Annotated in this window: 16 protein-coding genes and 3 tRNA genes; 8 read left to right on the top strand and 11 right to left on the bottom strand. The window is 70.1% G+C overall.

Annotation, left to right across the window (positions count from 1 at the left end):
- Window positions 1–136 precede the first annotated feature (136 nt).
- On the top strand, window positions 137–1,192 hold the full coding sequence (locus ACWDZ6_RS12275; RefSeq protein ID WP_451502804.1) for an adenosine deaminase: 1,056 nt from the start codon (window positions 137–139) through the stop codon (window positions 1,190–1,192).
- On the opposite strand, the gene ACWDZ6_RS12270 is transcribed toward ACWDZ6_RS12275, so the two are convergent.
- Window positions 1,185–1,778, bottom strand: a complete 594-nt coding sequence (locus ACWDZ6_RS12270; RefSeq protein ID WP_351444909.1) for a TetR/AcrR family transcriptional regulator — start codon at window positions 1,776–1,778, stop codon at window positions 1,185–1,187. The genes ACWDZ6_RS12275 and ACWDZ6_RS12270 overlap by 8 nt on opposite strands.
- A gap of 88 nt (window positions 1,779–1,866) precedes the next feature.
- On the opposite strand from ACWDZ6_RS12270, the gene ACWDZ6_RS12265 reads away from it, so the two are divergent.
- The gene (locus tag ACWDZ6_RS12265) at window positions 1,867–2,499 is read left to right on the top strand and encodes an NAD(P)-dependent oxidoreductase (protein ID WP_451502803.1); all 633 of its coding nucleotides are present in this window, start codon (window positions 1,867–1,869) and stop codon (window positions 2,497–2,499) included.
- Window positions 2,500–2,564: 65 nt separating this feature from the next.
- Here the strand turns inward: ACWDZ6_RS12265 and ACWDZ6_RS12260 are convergent, their stop codons facing one another.
- From ACWDZ6_RS12260 to ACWDZ6_RS12225, 8 genes are all read right to left on the bottom strand, one after another.
- Window positions 2,565–3,620, bottom strand: coding sequence for a UDP-N-acetylmuramate dehydrogenase (locus ACWDZ6_RS12260; RefSeq protein WP_451502802.1), 1,056 nt, complete (start codon window positions 3,618–3,620; stop codon window positions 2,565–2,567).
- A 68-nt stretch (window positions 3,621–3,688) separates the two neighbouring features.
- On the bottom strand, window positions 3,689–5,131 hold the full coding sequence (locus ACWDZ6_RS12255; RefSeq protein WP_451502801.1) for an MFS transporter: 1,443 nt from the start codon (window positions 5,129–5,131) through the stop codon (window positions 3,689–3,691).
- 93 nt (window positions 5,132–5,224) lie between these two features.
- Complete coding sequence (locus ACWDZ6_RS12250) at window positions 5,225–5,782, bottom strand: TetR/AcrR family transcriptional regulator (protein ID WP_451502800.1); 558 nt, start codon at window positions 5,780–5,782, stop codon at window positions 5,225–5,227.
- 137 nt (window positions 5,783–5,919) lie between these two features.
- Window positions 5,920–6,348 (bottom strand): MaoC family dehydratase, encoded by a 429-nt coding sequence (locus tag ACWDZ6_RS12245; RefSeq protein ID WP_389174100.1) that lies wholly within the window; start codon window positions 6,346–6,348, stop codon window positions 5,920–5,922.
- Window positions 6,348–6,800, bottom strand: a complete 453-nt coding sequence (locus tag ACWDZ6_RS12240; protein ID WP_366731003.1) for a MaoC family dehydratase N-terminal domain-containing protein — start codon at window positions 6,798–6,800, stop codon at window positions 6,348–6,350. Before ACWDZ6_RS12240 ends, ACWDZ6_RS12245 begins: the two co-directional genes overlap by 1 nt.
- A 98-nt stretch (window positions 6,801–6,898) precedes the next feature.
- Window positions 6,899–7,063, bottom strand: a complete 165-nt coding sequence (rpmG, locus tag ACWDZ6_RS12235; protein WP_003956487.1) for a 50S ribosomal protein L33 — start codon at window positions 7,061–7,063, stop codon at window positions 6,899–6,901.
- 89 nt (window positions 7,064–7,152) lie between these two features.
- Window positions 7,153–7,225, bottom strand: a tRNA-Met gene (locus ACWDZ6_RS12230).
- Between the two features lie 46 nt (window positions 7,226–7,271).
- Window positions 7,272–7,344: transfer RNA gene (locus tag ACWDZ6_RS12225), tRNA-Thr, on the bottom strand.
- A 238-nt stretch (window positions 7,345–7,582) separates the two neighbouring features.
- On the opposite strand from ACWDZ6_RS12225, the gene ACWDZ6_RS12220 reads away from it, so the two are divergent.
- Both ACWDZ6_RS12220 and ACWDZ6_RS12215 read left to right on the top strand, forming a co-directional pair.
- Window positions 7,583–8,815, top strand: a complete 1,233-nt coding sequence (locus ACWDZ6_RS12220; protein WP_326651918.1) for an amidohydrolase family protein — start codon at window positions 7,583–7,585, stop codon at window positions 8,813–8,815.
- Window positions 8,816–8,906: 91 nt separating this feature from the next.
- Window positions 8,907–9,563, top strand: coding sequence for an SDR family oxidoreductase (locus ACWDZ6_RS12215; RefSeq protein ID WP_451502799.1), 657 nt, complete (start codon window positions 8,907–8,909; stop codon window positions 9,561–9,563).
- A gap of 215 nt (window positions 9,564–9,778) precedes the next feature.
- Here the strand turns inward: ACWDZ6_RS12215 and ACWDZ6_RS12210 are convergent.
- Window positions 9,779–9,860 (bottom strand) — tRNA-Tyr (locus ACWDZ6_RS12210).
- 196 nt (window positions 9,861–10,056) lie between these two features.
- On the opposite strand from ACWDZ6_RS12210, the gene ACWDZ6_RS12205 reads away from it, so the two are divergent.
- The 3 genes from ACWDZ6_RS12205 to ACWDZ6_RS12195 all read left to right on the top strand — a co-directional run bounded on the left by ACWDZ6_RS12205 (window position 10,057) and on the right by ACWDZ6_RS12195 (window position 11,893).
- Complete coding sequence (locus tag ACWDZ6_RS12205; protein ID WP_326651914.1) at window positions 10,057–10,545, top strand: YajQ family cyclic di-GMP-binding protein; 489 nt, start codon at window positions 10,057–10,059, stop codon at window positions 10,543–10,545.
- Window positions 10,546–10,721: 176 nt separating this feature from the next.
- Window positions 10,722–11,228: a methylated-DNA--[protein]-cysteine S-methyltransferase gene (locus ACWDZ6_RS12200; RefSeq protein ID WP_451502798.1), complete on the top strand. Its 507-nt coding sequence runs from the start codon at window positions 10,722–10,724 to the stop codon at window positions 11,226–11,228.
- Window positions 11,225–11,893 (top strand): alpha-ketoglutarate-dependent dioxygenase AlkB family protein, encoded by a 669-nt coding sequence (locus ACWDZ6_RS12195; protein ID WP_451502797.1) that lies wholly within the window; start codon window positions 11,225–11,227, stop codon window positions 11,891–11,893. The genes ACWDZ6_RS12200 and ACWDZ6_RS12195 overlap by 4 nt, the downstream gene beginning before the upstream one ends.
- 102 nt (window positions 11,894–11,995) lie before the next feature.
- On the opposite strand, the gene ACWDZ6_RS12190 is transcribed toward ACWDZ6_RS12195, so the two are convergent.
- Window positions 11,996–12,265 carry a GlsB/YeaQ/YmgE family stress response membrane protein gene (locus ACWDZ6_RS12190; protein ID WP_326651910.1) on the bottom strand — a complete coding sequence of 90 codons (270 nt, stop codon included), beginning with the start codon at window positions 12,263–12,265 and terminating at the stop codon, window positions 11,996–11,998.
- Window positions 12,266–12,351: 86 nt separating this feature from the next.
- Here ACWDZ6_RS12190 and ACWDZ6_RS12185 point away from each other — a divergent pair, with 86 nt between their 5' ends.
- Window positions 12,352–13,578, top strand: coding sequence for an APC family permease (locus tag ACWDZ6_RS12185; RefSeq protein WP_451502796.1), 1,227 nt, complete (start codon window positions 12,352–12,354; stop codon window positions 13,576–13,578).
- Window positions 13,579–13,643 lie beyond the last annotated feature (65 nt).

The following is a 13,643-nucleotide window of genomic DNA, read 5'->3' as shown; positions in this document are numbered from 1 at the left end:
ACGGGCTCCCGGCTTCGGCCGGGGGCCCGTTTCCCGTTCCCCTTCCGCGTTCCCCCTTCCCGTTTCTTCGTTCGGGCAAGGACCCGATCGGGGAAAGGGGCTGCCGGACGGCGGGCAGGTGCGGCAAGATCCTTCAATGGAGCAAGTTCGTGCCCGCGGCGGAGCCGCTGAAAGAGACCTCAGGCTGCTGCCGAAAGCCCATCTGCATCTGCACTTCACCGGGTCGATGCGGCCCACCACCTTGCTCGAGCTCGCCAACAAGTACGGCGTCCATCTGCCCGATGCCCTGACCAGCGGCGAACCGCCGAAGCTACGGGCGACCGACGAGCGCGGCTGGTTCCGCTTCCAGCGGCTCTACGACATCGCGCGGTCCTGTCTGCGCTCGCCCGAGGACATCCAGCGGCTGGTGCGCGAGGCGGCCGAGGAGGACGTGCGGGACGGCTCGGGATGGCTTGAGATCCAGGTCGACCCGACCTCGTACGCCCCCATGCTGGGCGGGCTGATCCCGGCTCTGGAGGTCATCCTGGACGCGGTGGAGCGCGCCGGACGGGAGACCGGTCTCGGTATGCGGGTGGTGGTCGCGGCCAACCGTATGAAGCATCCGCTGGACGCCCGTACCCTCGCCCGCCTGGCGGTGCGGTACGCAGACCGGGGTGTCGTCGGTTTCGGCCTTTCCAACGACGAACGCCGGGGCATGGCACGGGACTTCGACCGCGCCTTCGCGATCGCCAGGGAGGGCGGTCTGCTGGCGGCGCCGCACGGCGGCGAGCTGACCGGACCCGCGTCGGTACGGGACTGCCTGGACGATCTGCGCGCCTCGCGGATCGGCCACGGCGTACGGGCCGCGGAGGACCCACGGCTGCTGCGGAAGCTGGCCGAGCGGGGGGTGACCTGCGAGGTGTGCCCCTCCTCGAATGTGGCCCTGGGGGTGTACGAGAAGCCGACGGACGTACCGCTGCGGACGCTGTTCGACGCCGGGGTGCCGATGGCGCTCGGGGCGGACGACCCGCTGCTCTTCGGCTCACGGCTGGCGGCGCAGTACGAGCTGGCGCGCAGGCACCACGGTTTCACCGACCCGGAGCTGGCGGAGCTGGCCCGGCAGTCCGTGCGCGGCTCGGCGGCGCCGGAGGAGGTCAGGAACAAGCTGCTGTCCGGCATCGACGACTGGCTGACCGCCCCGCCGGTCAGCTGATTCCGCGCAGCAGAGTGCGGGCGATTCCGGCGGCGAACTCGTCGAGCGGCTGCGGAGGCTTTCCGTCGTCGGTCATGTCGTACGCGAAGGCCCGCTGGGCACAGGCACCGAGAAGCAGGGACGCGCCCGCGTAGGTGTCCGCGTCGGCGCGCACCCGGCCGGCATCCTGCTCGGCGCGCAGATAGGCGTCGAGGCCCCGGATCGGCATGTGCGGGCCTGCGCCCAGCTCGCGCAGGGCCGCGTCGTGGCGCTGCTTGAGCCGGGGGTCGGCGTAGAGCGAGGCGGCGATCGGGAAGCTCTGGGCGTAGAAGAGCGCGGCCTCGCGGGCGATCTCCGTGAGGTTCTGCTCGACGGTGCGCCGCGCCGGGTCGGCGGTCAGTCCGTCCAACAGCGGCGTGAGCCTGGGCAGCCGCTCCCTCAGTACGGTCACGAAGAGCTCCTCCTTGCTCGCGAAGTACTTGTAGAGCGCCGCCTCCGAGCAGCCGGCCGCCTTGGCGATCTCCTTGGTGGTGGCACGGGCGAGGCCGATGGTGAGCAGGAGCTCATGCGCGGCATCGAGGATCCGGGCGCGGGCCGGCTTCTGCATGGAACCTCCGACAGGGCCTTGACGGGTGAGTGAATACTTACCCACTCTAGGGGTGAGTGAATACTTACCAACCTTGGAGGTGCGGTCCATGAGACTCACGGTTTTCGGCGCCACCGGCGGAATCGGGCAGGAGATCGTCACGCAGGCACTGGCGGCGGGGCACGAGGTGACCGCGGTGGTGCGCGACCCTGCGCGGTTCACGGTCACGGGCCCCGGACTGCAGGTGTTCCGCGCGGATCTGAAGGAGGGCGAGTCACTGCGGGAGGCTGTCGCCGGGCGCGACGCGGTGCTCTCGGGTCTCGGCGCACGCAGGCGCTCGGACGCCGGGATCGCGGCGAAGCTGACGCGCTCGGTGCTCTGGGCGATGGAGGCGGAGGGAACACGTCGCCTGCTGGTGGTGAGCGCGGCCCCGCTCGGCCAGGTCCCGGAGCGCCAGCCGCTGCTGGACCGCATGATTCTGGCGGTCGTCGGCGCGGCACTGAAGGCTGTGTACGACGACCTCCGGAACATGGAGGAGGAGCTGGCACGCAGCGCGACGGACTGGACTTCGGTACGTCCGCCGCGGCTGCTGGACAAGCCACTCACGGGCTCGTACCGGACGGTCGTCGGCGGCGGTCCGCGCCGCGGCAGGGTGATCGGCAGGGCGGATGTGGCACACGCGATGCTGGCGATGGTCGACGATCCGGCGACGGCGAAGCAGGGAGTCGGGGTCGCGTACTAGGAGTCGGGCTCGCGCGTATACGCGTACCAGTCGCGGAACTGGTCGCGTACTGAGGGAGTCAGCTCCTACAGGCTGACGCCGACCGTCACCGGCTCATTGACCAGCGTCACGCCGAACGCCTCGCGCACACCCGCCACAACCTCGCGGGCGAGCGCCAGCAGGTCCTCCGTGGTGGCCTCGCCCCGGTTGGTGAGGGCGAGCGTGTGTTTGGTGGAGATCCGCGCGGGCCCGGTGCCGTATCCCTTGGTGAAGCCGGCCTTGTCGATCAGCCAGGCCGCCGAGGTCTTGGTGCGCCCCTCCCCCGCCGGGAAGGCCGGCGGCGCGGTGTCCGGGCCGAGGCGGTCGTGGACGCGTGCCAGAAAGGCCTCGTACGCGGCCTGCTCAAGGATCGGATTGGTGAAGAAGGACCCGGCGGACCAGGTGTCGTGGTCCTCGGGGTCCAGCACCATGCCCTTGCCTGCGCGCAGCTTGAGTACGGCCTCGCGGGCGGCGGCGGCCGGGACGCGGTCGCCGGCCCCGACGCCCAGGGCGCGGGCCGTCTCGGCGTACTTCAGAGGGGCCGACAGTCCGTCCGCGTCCTCCAGCTCGAAGCGGACGCGCAGCACGACGTAGCGCTCGGGGTCCTGCTTGAAGCGGCTGTGGCGGTACGAGAAGGCGCACTCCGCATTCGGGACGGTGACCTTCTCGCCGGTGCGGCGGTCGTAGGCGACGACCTCGGTGATGGTGCGGGAGACTTCCTGGCCGTAAGCGCCGACGTTCTGGATCGGCGTCGCGCCGGCCGAGCCGGGGATGCCGGCCAGGCACTCGATGCCGGCGAGCCCTGCTTCGACGGTGCGGGTGACCGCGTCCGTCCAGACCTCGCCCGCCGCCAACTCCAGCTTTGTACCGGAGAGTTCGAAGCCCCGCGTGGCGATGCGGAGCGCGGTGCCGTCGAAGCCCTTGTCCCCGATGACCAGATTGCTGCCACCGCCGATGATCAGCAGCGGGATCCCTGCGGCGTCCGCCTCGCGTACGACAGCGACCACCTCGTCGTCGGTGGTGGCCGTGACGAGGCGGGTCGCGGGGCCGCCGAGCCGGAAGGTGGTCAGGGGGGCGAGGGGAGCGTCGTGGAGTTCCTGCACGGGGACAAGGGTACGGTCCGTGCCCCTCCGCTCGGACGGGGCCACGGATCGTATGCGTACTCCGGCCGTCATACGGCGATGGGCTCGCGCTCCTCGGCGGCCGGGGACGGCTCCTGGGGACCGGCCTCCGCCGTGCGGCGGCGGCCGGGGATCAGCAGGGCGGTCAGTGCCGCGAGGGCTACCGCTCCCGCGCCTATCCAGAGCGCCGGGACGGTGCCGTCGGTGAAGGCGTCGGCGGTCTCGTAGCCGCCCCGGGCCGCGAAGACAGCACCGAGAACGGCGACACCGAGGGCTCCGCCGACCTCACGCAGGGCGTTGTTGGCGCCGGAGGCAATGCCCTGTTCGGCGGGGCGGACGCTGGACATGACCACGCTGGCAGCGGGGGCGAAGTAGAGCGCCATGCCGATACCGCCGAGGATCAGGCCTGGAAGCTGGGCGGCGTACGAGACACCGGGCTCGAGGACCAGGGCGAAGAGCCCGAGGCCGATCGCCTGGAGGGCGAGGCCGGTGGCGACGACCGGGCGGCCGCCGATCTTGTCGGAGAGGTATCCGGCGATCGGCGCGACGATCAGCGGCATTCCGGTCCAGGGGAGCATCCGCAGGCCGGCCTCGGTGGGCGAGTAGCCGGCGACGCCCTGCAGGAACTGGCTGAGCAGGAAGATCGAACCGAACATCCCCAGGAACATCAGCAGGCTCGCGATATTGATCCCGAAGAAGGCGCGGTTACGGAAGAGCCGCATGGGGAGCATGGGGTTCTTGTTGTTGAAGCCGTGGTAGACGAAGCCGGCGAGCAGTGCGGTGCCCACGATCAGGCCCGCGAGGACCGGGGTGCTGGTCCAGCCGTCGGCGTTGCCGTTGACCAGCGCGTAGACGATGCCGAAGAGGCCGCCGCTGACGAGGAGGGTGCCGGGGACGTCGATCCGGGCGTTCGGGGCGTACGACTCGTCGAGGCGCAGCCGGGCGAGCGGCAGCAGGGCCAGTCCGATCGGGACGTTCAGCCAGAAGATCCACTGCCACGAGATGTGTTCGGTGAGGCTGCCGCCGATGAGAGGGCCGCTGGCGACGGCGAGGCCGGTGACGGCGCTGAATATGCCGAGGGCCGCGCCACGGCGAGCGGCGGGCACGGCCGCCGTGAGCAGGGTCAGGGTGAGCGGCATCATGACCGCGGCGCCGACGCCCTGGACGGCGCGGGCGGCGATGAGGGCGTCGATACCGGGTGCGAGCGCGGCCGCGGCGGAGGCGCCGGTGAAGATCGCGAGGCCGGCTATGAAGAGCTTCCGGCGGCCGAAGCGGTCACCGAGGGCCGCACCGAACATGAGCAGTACGGCGAAGGTGAGGGTGTACGCGCTCACCGTCCATTCGAGGTCCTCCAGCGCACCGCCGAGATCCTTGCGGATGGAGGGGAGTGCGGTGGTGACGACGAGGTTGTCGAGGGCCGCCATGAAGCCGGCGACGCTGGTGATGACAAGGGCCCAGGCGGCGCTGCCGCGGCGGGCTGCTTGCTGGTTCACTGCTCCCCCATAGGGTTAGTTATTGATTACTAACTTTTGCGGACAGAACTCCCCCACCCCCGAAGAGGCAGGACCTTGCGACCGGCTTTGCGGCTAGCGCGGAACCCCGATGTCGGACATGTCGAGCCCGGACCACACCCGGTGATCCTCCGGGAATCCCAGCGCCACCAGGACGTTGATCAGCATTCCGCAACCGAGGAAGTCGGTCACTTCCTTCACATCCCCGGCGAAGGCGACCTGCGCCTGGTCCCAGATCTCGGCCCAGGCCGCCCTGATCCGCTCACCGAACTCGTAGTCCCCCGCCACCTCAGCGGAGGCCACGGCGACATACGTCTGCATCTGCATCAGCAGCTTGTCCCTGTCCTCGATGAGCCCCATATACGCCGCCGCCATCGCCTCCAGCGGCGAGCTGTCGGGGCGCCGCTCGAGGGCGTCGGCGAATGCCTTCGGGGTCTCCTCCAGGCAGCGGAGTGCGGCCGCGAGGAACAGCTCCCGCTTGTTCTTGAAGAGACGAAAGAGGTACGGCTGCGATACGCCGACCCGCTTGGCGATCGCCTCGGTGGAGGTGCCGTTGTAGCCGCCGCGCGCGAATTCGGTGATCGCGGCGCGGATGACGCTCTCGCGTCGCTCGTCTGCGCTCATCCTGGCCATGGGACTAAGTTAGTGGCCAATCACTAACTGAGTCAAGAGGCAGTCACAGCGGCAGACGAGGTACGGAGCAGCAGACGAAGTAAGGGGCACCCGCCCGTGCGGGTGCCCCTTACGCGTCTCTACCGGTCTTCGGTGCCTCAGGCGAGCCGGACCACGGCCCGGGACATTCCCAGCACCTTCTGTCCGGCACTCATCGCCGTCAGGTCGACGCGTACCCGGTTGTCGTCCAGCTTCACCGCAACCTTGCCGCTGACCTCGATCAGCGCGCCGTTCTCGTCGTTCGGCACGATGACGGGCCTGGTGAAGCGGACGCCGTACTCGACGACCGCGCCCGGGTCGCCGACCCAGTCCGTCACCACCCGGATCGCCTCGGCCATGGTGAACATTCCGTGCGCGATCACATCCGGAAGCCCGACCTCTGTGGCGAACTTCTCGTTCCAGTGGATCGGGTTGAAGTCCCCGGAGGCGCCCGCGTACTGCACCAGTGTGGCGCGCGTCACGGGAAAGTTCTGCGCCGGCAGCTCGGTGCCGACCTCGACGTCCGCGTAAGAGATCTTCGCCGTCATCACGCCTCCTCGGCGCCGCGCGCCACCAGCTTGGTCCACGCGGTCACGACATGCTCGCCCGACTCGTCGCGCACCTCACCGCGGATATCCACGATGTCGTTGCCGGCAAGGGACTTGATGGCCTCGATGGTCGAGGTGACCGTCAGCCGGTCCCCGGCCCGCACCGGCCGTGTGTACGCGAACTTCTGGTCGCCGTGCACGACGCGGCTGTAGTCCAGTCCCAACTGCGGATCCTGAATAACCTGTTCCGCAGCCTTGAAAGTGATCGCGAAGGCGAAAGTCGGCGGAGCGATCACATCGGCGTGGCCGAGCGCCTTGGCGGCCTCCTGGTCGGTGTACGCGGGGTTGGCGTCACCCACCGCCTCGGCGAACTCCCGGATCTTTTCCCGGCCGACCTCGTAAGGCGGGGTGGGCGGATAGGTCCGCCCCACGAAGGACTGGTCGAGCGCCATGGACTGGCTCCCTCCTGATGGATTGACCCTGCTGGATTGACCACAACAAACGACACGAGGCCGCCCCCAGTGGGGACGGCCTCGTATACGAGCCTGATTCAGCGCGTTTCGCGGTGCGCCGTGTGCGAGTTGCAGCGCGGGCAGTGCTTCTTCATCTCAAGACGGTCCGGGTTGTTACGCCGGTTCTTCTTGGTGATGTAGTTCCGCTCCTTGCACTCCACGCAGGCCAGCGTGATCTTCGGGCGGACGTCGGTGGCAGCCACGTGAGTGCTCCTTGGACGGACTAATGAACGGATGAACGCATAAAAGAGTAGCCGATCGGAGGACCGACCCCACAATCGGCTACTGTCTGTAGCGGTGACCGGACTTGAACCGGTGACACAGCGATTATGAGCCGCTTGCTCTACCGACTGAGCTACACCGCTGCGATACCGGATCACCTCACCCGAAGGTGAGGATCTCCGACATCAGAGCCCCAATACGGAATCGAACCGTAGACCTTCTCCTTACCATGGAGACGCTCTACCGACTGAGCTATTGGGGCGAGCGATGAAGACATTACACGGTCGGTCGCCGATCGCCCAAATCCGTTTCGTGGCCCGCTGCCCGGTGCCCGGCCCGGCTTCCGCCCCGCCTGTCCCGTACGCCACTGGTGGCCACATCGGTACGACTATTGCGCTCCTCCGCGAAGCGCGCTCCGAGCGCCCCTAGGCTCGTCTCACGCTGCGTGATCCTGCCCTTCGTCACGCCGCCCGAGCCCCACCGCCCCACGCAGGAGCGCGATGCCCGACAGCCAGCCGCAGCCCCCCGACGGCGCCACCGCGGACACCACTGTGCTGCTCCTGTGCGGCGCCCGGCTCACGGACGGCCGCACCGTCGACGTACGGCTCAGTGGCGGACGTATCGAGGCGGTCGGTACCGCGGGCAGCCTCACCCCGCACTCCGCCCGCGTGGACCTGCGGGGCTATTTGCTGCTGCCCGCACCCGCCGAGCCGCACGCCCATGGCGACACCGCGCTCACGGCCGACTCCCCCGGCCCCGTCTCGTACGACACCGAAGACGTCCAGCGGCGGGCCACCGAGGCCGCGCTGCTGCAGCTCGGACACGGGGCGACGGCGCTGCGCTCGCACGTACGGATCGGAGATGTGCAGGGCCTCGGCCCGCTCGAGGCGGTGCTTCAGGCGCGACGCTCGCTGCGCGGGCTGGCGGATCTGACGGCCGTCGCGGTGCCCGGGCTGCTCACGGGCGTCGCCGGGGCGGACGGTCTGGCGATACTGCGCGACGCGGTGAAGATGGGCGCCGGGGTGGTGGGCGGCTGTCCGGACGCCGATCCCGATCCGACCGGGTACGCGGAAGCGGTGCTGGAGGTCGCCGCCGAGCACGGCTGCCCCGTCGACCTGCACACCCACGGCGACGATCCGGCCCGGCTCGCACGGCTGGTGGCAATGGCGGGCGGGCTGCGGCCCGGAGTGGTGATCGGGCCGTGCGCGGGGCTCGCCCGACTGCCGCGCGAGTCGGCGTCCAGGGTCGCCGACCAGCTCGCGGCGGCCGGCGTGACGGTGGTCTGTGTGCCCCAGGGCGGCTGCGCGGCCGTAGAACACCGGGGCAACGCACCGGTGCGGCTGCTGCGCGCGGCCGGAGTGCGGGTCGCGGCGGGCAGCGGGGCGCTGCGGGACGTCTCGAACCCGGTGGGCCGCGGGGATCCGCTCGAGGCCGCGTACCTGCTGGCCTCGCAGGGCAGGATGCGGGCCAAGGACGCGTACGGGGCCGTGGCCGGGTCCGCCCGGGAGGCGATGGGGCTCCCCGAGGTGCGGGTGGAGGCCGGTTTCCCGGCGGAGCTGCTGGCGGTGCGCGGCGAGCGGATCTCGGGCGTGCTGTCGCTCGCGTACAGCCGGATCGTCATTCACCGCGGGCGGGTGGTGGCCCGTACCAGCGCGGTGCGTGAGTACTGCGACTCGGCGGTCGCCGTCGCGCTCGAACTGCCGCGGCAGGGGCGGCCGGACACCGGTCCCTGAGCCGCGGCCACGCCCCGGACCGACCGGCCGGTGCGCGGAGAGCACTCCGGTCCCTGAGCGAGCACCGCGCTTGAGACGTACCGTCGTAGTCATGCGCATTGTCATCGCTGGAGGACATGGTCAGATCGCGCTCCGTCTTGAGCGGCTGCTCTCGGCGCGCGGACACGAGGTCGCGGGCATCATCCGCAAGCCCGAACAGGGCGACGACCTACGGGCAGCGGGGGCCGAACCGGTCCTCCTGGACCTGGAGTCGGCCTCGGTCGAGGAGGTCGCGGCGGTGCTCCAGGGCGCCGACGCGGCGGTGTTCGCGGCGGGCGCGGGCCCGGGCAGCGGCATCGTCCGCAAGGAGACGGTCGACCAGGGCGCCGCGATGCTCTTCGCGGACGCGGCGGAACGGGCAGGCGTACGGCGGTTCCTCGTCGTGTCGTCGATGGGCGCGGGCGCACAGCACCCGGGCGACACGGAGTTCGACGCCTATCTTCGGGCGAAGGGAGCCGCGGACGCCTACGTACGGTCCAAGTCCGGGCTGGAGTGGACGATTCTGCGGCCGGGCACCCTGACGAACGACGCGGGCACCGGTCTCGTACAGCTGAAAGCCTCGACGGGCCGCGGGACAGTGCCGCGTGACGATGTGGCAGCGGTGCTCGCGGAGCTCGTGGAGTCGCCGGCAACGGCCGGGCTGACGCTGGAACTGATCAGCGGCTCGGTGCCCGTCGCCGTCGCGGTCAAGGACGTTGCCGGAAACTGAGCGACTGGGTGCTGTCCCGACGAATTTCCGGCCCCCGCACGGTCCTTGACGTCATGACCGGTCTTCATGGACATCGCCATGGACGGCATGTCGGAGGTCGAAGCGGCGGAAGGGGCTCGGGACTCCCGAGCCGGACTGCTGCCTCCTGCTTGATCCCGTACATGACGATGGCCCCCGGTCCGCGTTTCCGCAGATCGGGGGCCATCGTCATCACGTGGCGGCGCCAGGATTCGAACCTGGGTAGGCAGAGCCGACGGATTTACAGTCCGTTCCCATTGGCCACTCGGGCACACCGCCATGGGATGTCGCCCGGAATGTCACCCGCTGTGGGGTGGTGCTCCGTGGCAACGACGTAAACGATACCTGATGCCCGGGGGTGCTTGGCGACCGGATTGATCAGCCCTCGGGACGGGTGCGGGTGGCTAGGCTTGCGGGAGCGGTTCGGGCAGTTCCGGCCGCGCCTCCACGCACCCGATACAAGGAGCCACAGGACATGGCCGACTCCAGTTTCGACATCGTCTCGAAGGTCGAGCGGCAGGAGGTCGACAACGCCCTCAACCAGGCCGCGAAGGAGATCTCTCAGCGCTACGACTTCAAGAACGTCGGGGCTTCGATCGCCTGGTCCGGCGAGAAGATCCTTATGCAGGCCAATTCCGAGGAGCGGGTCACCGCCATCCTCGACGTCTTCCAGTCCAAGCTGGTCAAGCGCGGGATCTCACTCAAGGCGCTGGACGCGGGCGAGCCGCAGCTGTCCGGCAAGGAGTACAAGATCTTCGCCTCGATCGAGGAGGGCATCTCCCAGGAGAACGCCAAGAAGGTCGCGAAGATCATCCGCGATGAGGGCCCGAAGGGCGTCAAGGCGCAGGTCCAGGGCGATGAACTGCGGGTCAGCTCGAAGAGCCGGGACGATCTGCAGGCCGTGCAGGCGCTGCTGAAGGGGCAGGACTTCGAGTTCGCGCTGCAGTTCGTGAACTACCGCTGACTCCGGCGGCCGCGCGCCGGGCGGACCGGGGGGCGGAGCGACCGGGTCTCTCCGCCCCCGCCCTGTGCGGTGTCCTGTGTGGCGTGACGTCCGAATCCCGCCAGCTTCGGCGGGCCCGGGGTCGCAGACTCGTAGGCGTAGGGCAATAGGACACGCTGCGAGGAAGGGAACAAGCCATGACGGTCTACGCGACCATCGACAGCCCGCTGGGCGCATTGCTGCTGGTCGGCGAGGAGTCCGCCACGGCGAAGGGCGGCACCGCACTCGCCTCGCTCTCGCTGACCGGACAGAAGGGCGCCGTCGTCGTCCAGGACGGGTGGCGGCGTGACCCGGATGCCTTCGAGGAGATCGGCAACCAGCTCAGGTCGTACTTCGGGGGACTGCTGACGCACTTCGAGATCGAGTACGTCGACGGCGGGACGGAGTTCCAGCGGCGGGTGTGGCAGGCGCTGGAGGAGATTCCGTACGGGGAGACGGCGAGCTACGGGGAGATCGCCCGGCGGGTCGGCACATCGGCGGTGGGTGTACGCGCCGTGGGGACCGCGATCGGCCGCAATCCGCTGCTGGTCGTACGGCCGTGCCACCGGGTGATCGGGACGGACGGGGCCCTTCGGGGGTACGCGGGCGGGATCGAGCGCAAGCGGCGACTCCTCGGGCTCGAGGGCGCACTGGCGGCATCGTGAGCGGAACCCTGTTCCCCAGGGAACGGGCGGTCGTCGCTCCCGGCGCCGTCCATGTGCCGGGGTGGCTCCCCGTGGACCGGCAGCGGGAACTGGTCGAGGCCTGCCGGACCTGGGCGCGCGGTCCCGTACCGCTCCGGCACACCGCGCTGCCGGGCGGCGGCGTGATGTCCGTACAGACCGTGTGCGTCGGATGGCACTGGCAGCCGTACCGGTACTCCCGTACCGCGGACGATGTGAACGGCGCACGGGTCGCCGAATTCCCGGACTGGCTGGTGGATTTGGGGCGTGCGGCGCTGGTCGGGGCGTACGGCGGGGATCAGGGGCACTCCCCCGCCGACTACAGCCCCGACACCGCGCTGATCAACTTCTATGACGGCGCGGCGAGGATGGGCATGCACCGGGACAAGGAAGAGCGGTCCGGTGCGCCGGTGGTGTCGCTGAGCATCGGCGACACCTGCGTCTTCCGATTCGGGAACACCGGGACGCGAGGGCGGCCGTACACGGATGTGGAGCTGGCGTCCGGAGACCTGTTCGTCTTCGGAGGGCCGGCGCGCTTCGCGTACCACGGGGTGCCGAAGGTGTACGCGGGGACGGCCGACCCGGCGACGGGGATGAGCGGTGGACGTCTGAACATCACCCTGCGGGAGACGGGACTGGCGGACTGACCGGCCCCGGGCGGGGTCCGGTCCGAAGTCCGGGGTCGGGGTCCTCCACGGTTCTCGGCGGGGGCAGGCGGGTCGGGCTACTGCGGGTCCCGGCAGCGCCGGCTAGCGCGAGCGGGAGTGGCCGAAGAGGATCCGGTAGGCGATCAGCAGGACGAGCGCGCCGCCGATGGCCGCGGCCCAAGTGGCGCCGTCGTAGAACTCGTTGGTGATCGGCCGGTCCAGGAAGCGGGCCGATATCCATCCGCCGGTGAAGGCACCGGCGATGCCGATGAGAGTGGTGCCGATCAGGCCGCCGGGGTCACGTCCCGGGAGCAGGATCTTGGCTATGGCCCCGGCAAGCAGTCCGAGGATGATCCAGCTGATGATTCCCATGCCGTGAACCTGCCTTTCGTACGGTGTTGCTGTGGAGGACGCCGGGCGGATGCGCCGCGGTTGCGGAGATCAGTAGCCTGCGACGCATGGCGGAGGAGTTGCGGCGGTCACTGGGGGTCTTCGACGCGGTCGTGATCGGGCTGGGGTCGATGGTCGGGGCGGGCATCTTCGTGGCACTGGGCCCGGCGGCCGGGGCGGCCGGGTCGGCCGGGTCGGGACTGCTGCTCGGGCTGGCGCTGGCCGCGGTGGTCGCGTACTGCAACGCCATGTCGTCGGCACGGCTCGCCGCGCTGTATCCGGAATCCGGCGGTACCTATGTGTACGGACGGGAGCGGCTCGGCGAGTTCTGGGGGTATCTGGCGGGCTGGGCATTCGTCGTGGGGAAGACCGCGTCGTGTGCGGCGATGGCGCTGACGGTCGGAGCATATGCGTGGCCGGCCCAGGCACATGCGGTGGCGGTCGCCGCGGTGGTGGCGCTGACTGCCGTGAACTACCGGGGTGTTCAGAAATCGGCCTGGCTGACGCGGGCGATCGTGTCGGTGGTGCTGGCGGTCCTCGCTGCGGTCGTGGTGGTCTCCCTCGGATCGGGGGCTGCGGACTTCGGACGGCTGGATGTGGGCGCGGACGCCTCGGCCGTCGGGGTGCTGCAGGCGGCGGGGCTGCTGTTCTTCGCCTTCGCCGGGTACGCGCGGATCGCCACGCTGGGCGAGGAGGTGCGCGATCCGGCACGGACCATTCCGCGCGCCGTCCCACTGGCGCTGGGGATCGCGCTGCTGGTCTATGTGTGCGTCGCGGTTTCGGTCCTCTCTGTGCTGGGAGTCGCTGATGTGGGAAGGGCGACGGCTCCGCTCGCCGATGCCGTACGTGCGGCGGACGCCCCGTGGATGGCGCCCGTCGTTCAGGTGGGGGCCGCGGTGGCGGCGCTCGGGTCTCTGCTCGCGCTGATTCTCGGCGTCTCCCGTACGACGCTGGCAATGGCACGGGACGGCCATCTGCCGGGAGCGCTGGCCGCTGTGCACCCGCGGTTCCAGGTGCCGCACCGCGCGGAGCTGGCCGTGGGAGCGGTCGTCGCGGTGGCGGCGGCGACGGCGGATGTGCGCGGGGCGATCGGCTTCTCGTCGTTCGGAGTGCTGGTGTACTACACAATCGCCAACGCCTCGGCCTGGACCCTGAGTTCCCGGAGCCGTGTTGTGGCGAGTACTGGCCTCGTGGGTTGCCTGGTGCTGGCCTTCGCGCTACCGCTTTCGTCCGTGATCGCGGGCACTGCGGTACTGGCGGTGGGCGCGGCTGTGTACGGGGTGCGGGGGCGCTGAGGCCTCACATCGGTGGACCGGCGCGTACTGCCCGGCAGTTGACCACCCGGCCACCCCGGCCACTC

The organism is Streptomyces sp. NPDC002926 (assembly GCF_053591755.1).
Note: the sequence above shows the minus strand (reverse complement) of the source record. Positions and strands in the feature narration are given on the sequence as shown.

Bases quoted from the DNA above. Each gene is read 5' to 3' on its own strand.
- ACWDZ6_RS12220 (WP_326651918.1), top strand. From the start codon at position 7,583: ATGCCCGACAGCCAGCCGCAGCCCCCCGACGGCGCCACCGCGGACACC.
- ACWDZ6_RS12190 (WP_326651910.1), bottom strand. From the start codon at position 12,265: ATGGGAATCATCAGCTGGATCATCCTCGGACTGCTTGCCGGGGCCATA.
- ACWDZ6_RS12265 (WP_451502803.1), top strand. From the start codon at position 1,867: ATGAGACTCACGGTTTTCGGCGCCACCGGCGGAATCGGGCAGGAGATC.
- ACWDZ6_RS12245 (WP_389174100.1), bottom strand. From the start codon at position 6,348: ATGACGGCGAAGATCTCTTACGCGGACGTCGAGGTCGGCACCGAGCTG.
- ACWDZ6_RS12270 (WP_351444909.1), bottom strand. From the start codon at position 1,778: ATGCAGAAGCCGGCCCGCGCCCGGATCCTCGATGCCGCGCATGAGCTC.
- ACWDZ6_RS12250 (WP_451502800.1), bottom strand. From the start codon at position 5,782: ATGGCCAGGATGAGCGCAGACGAGCGACGCGAGAGCGTCATCCGCGCC.
- ACWDZ6_RS12240 (WP_366731003.1), bottom strand. From the start codon at position 6,800: ATGGCGCTCGACCAGTCCTTCGTGGGGCGGACCTATCCGCCCACCCCG.
- ACWDZ6_RS12185 (WP_451502796.1), top strand. From the start codon at position 12,352: ATGGCGGAGGAGTTGCGGCGGTCACTGGGGGTCTTCGACGCGGTCGTG.
- ACWDZ6_RS12275 (WP_451502804.1), top strand. From the start codon at position 137: ATGGAGCAAGTTCGTGCCCGCGGCGGAGCCGCTGAAAGAGACCTCAGG.
- ACWDZ6_RS12205 (WP_326651914.1), top strand. From the start codon at position 10,057: ATGGCCGACTCCAGTTTCGACATCGTCTCGAAGGTCGAGCGGCAGGAG.
- ACWDZ6_RS12200 (WP_451502798.1), top strand. From the start codon at position 10,722: ATGACGGTCTACGCGACCATCGACAGCCCGCTGGGCGCATTGCTGCTG.
- ACWDZ6_RS12215 (WP_451502799.1), top strand. From the start codon at position 8,907: ATGCGCATTGTCATCGCTGGAGGACATGGTCAGATCGCGCTCCGTCTT.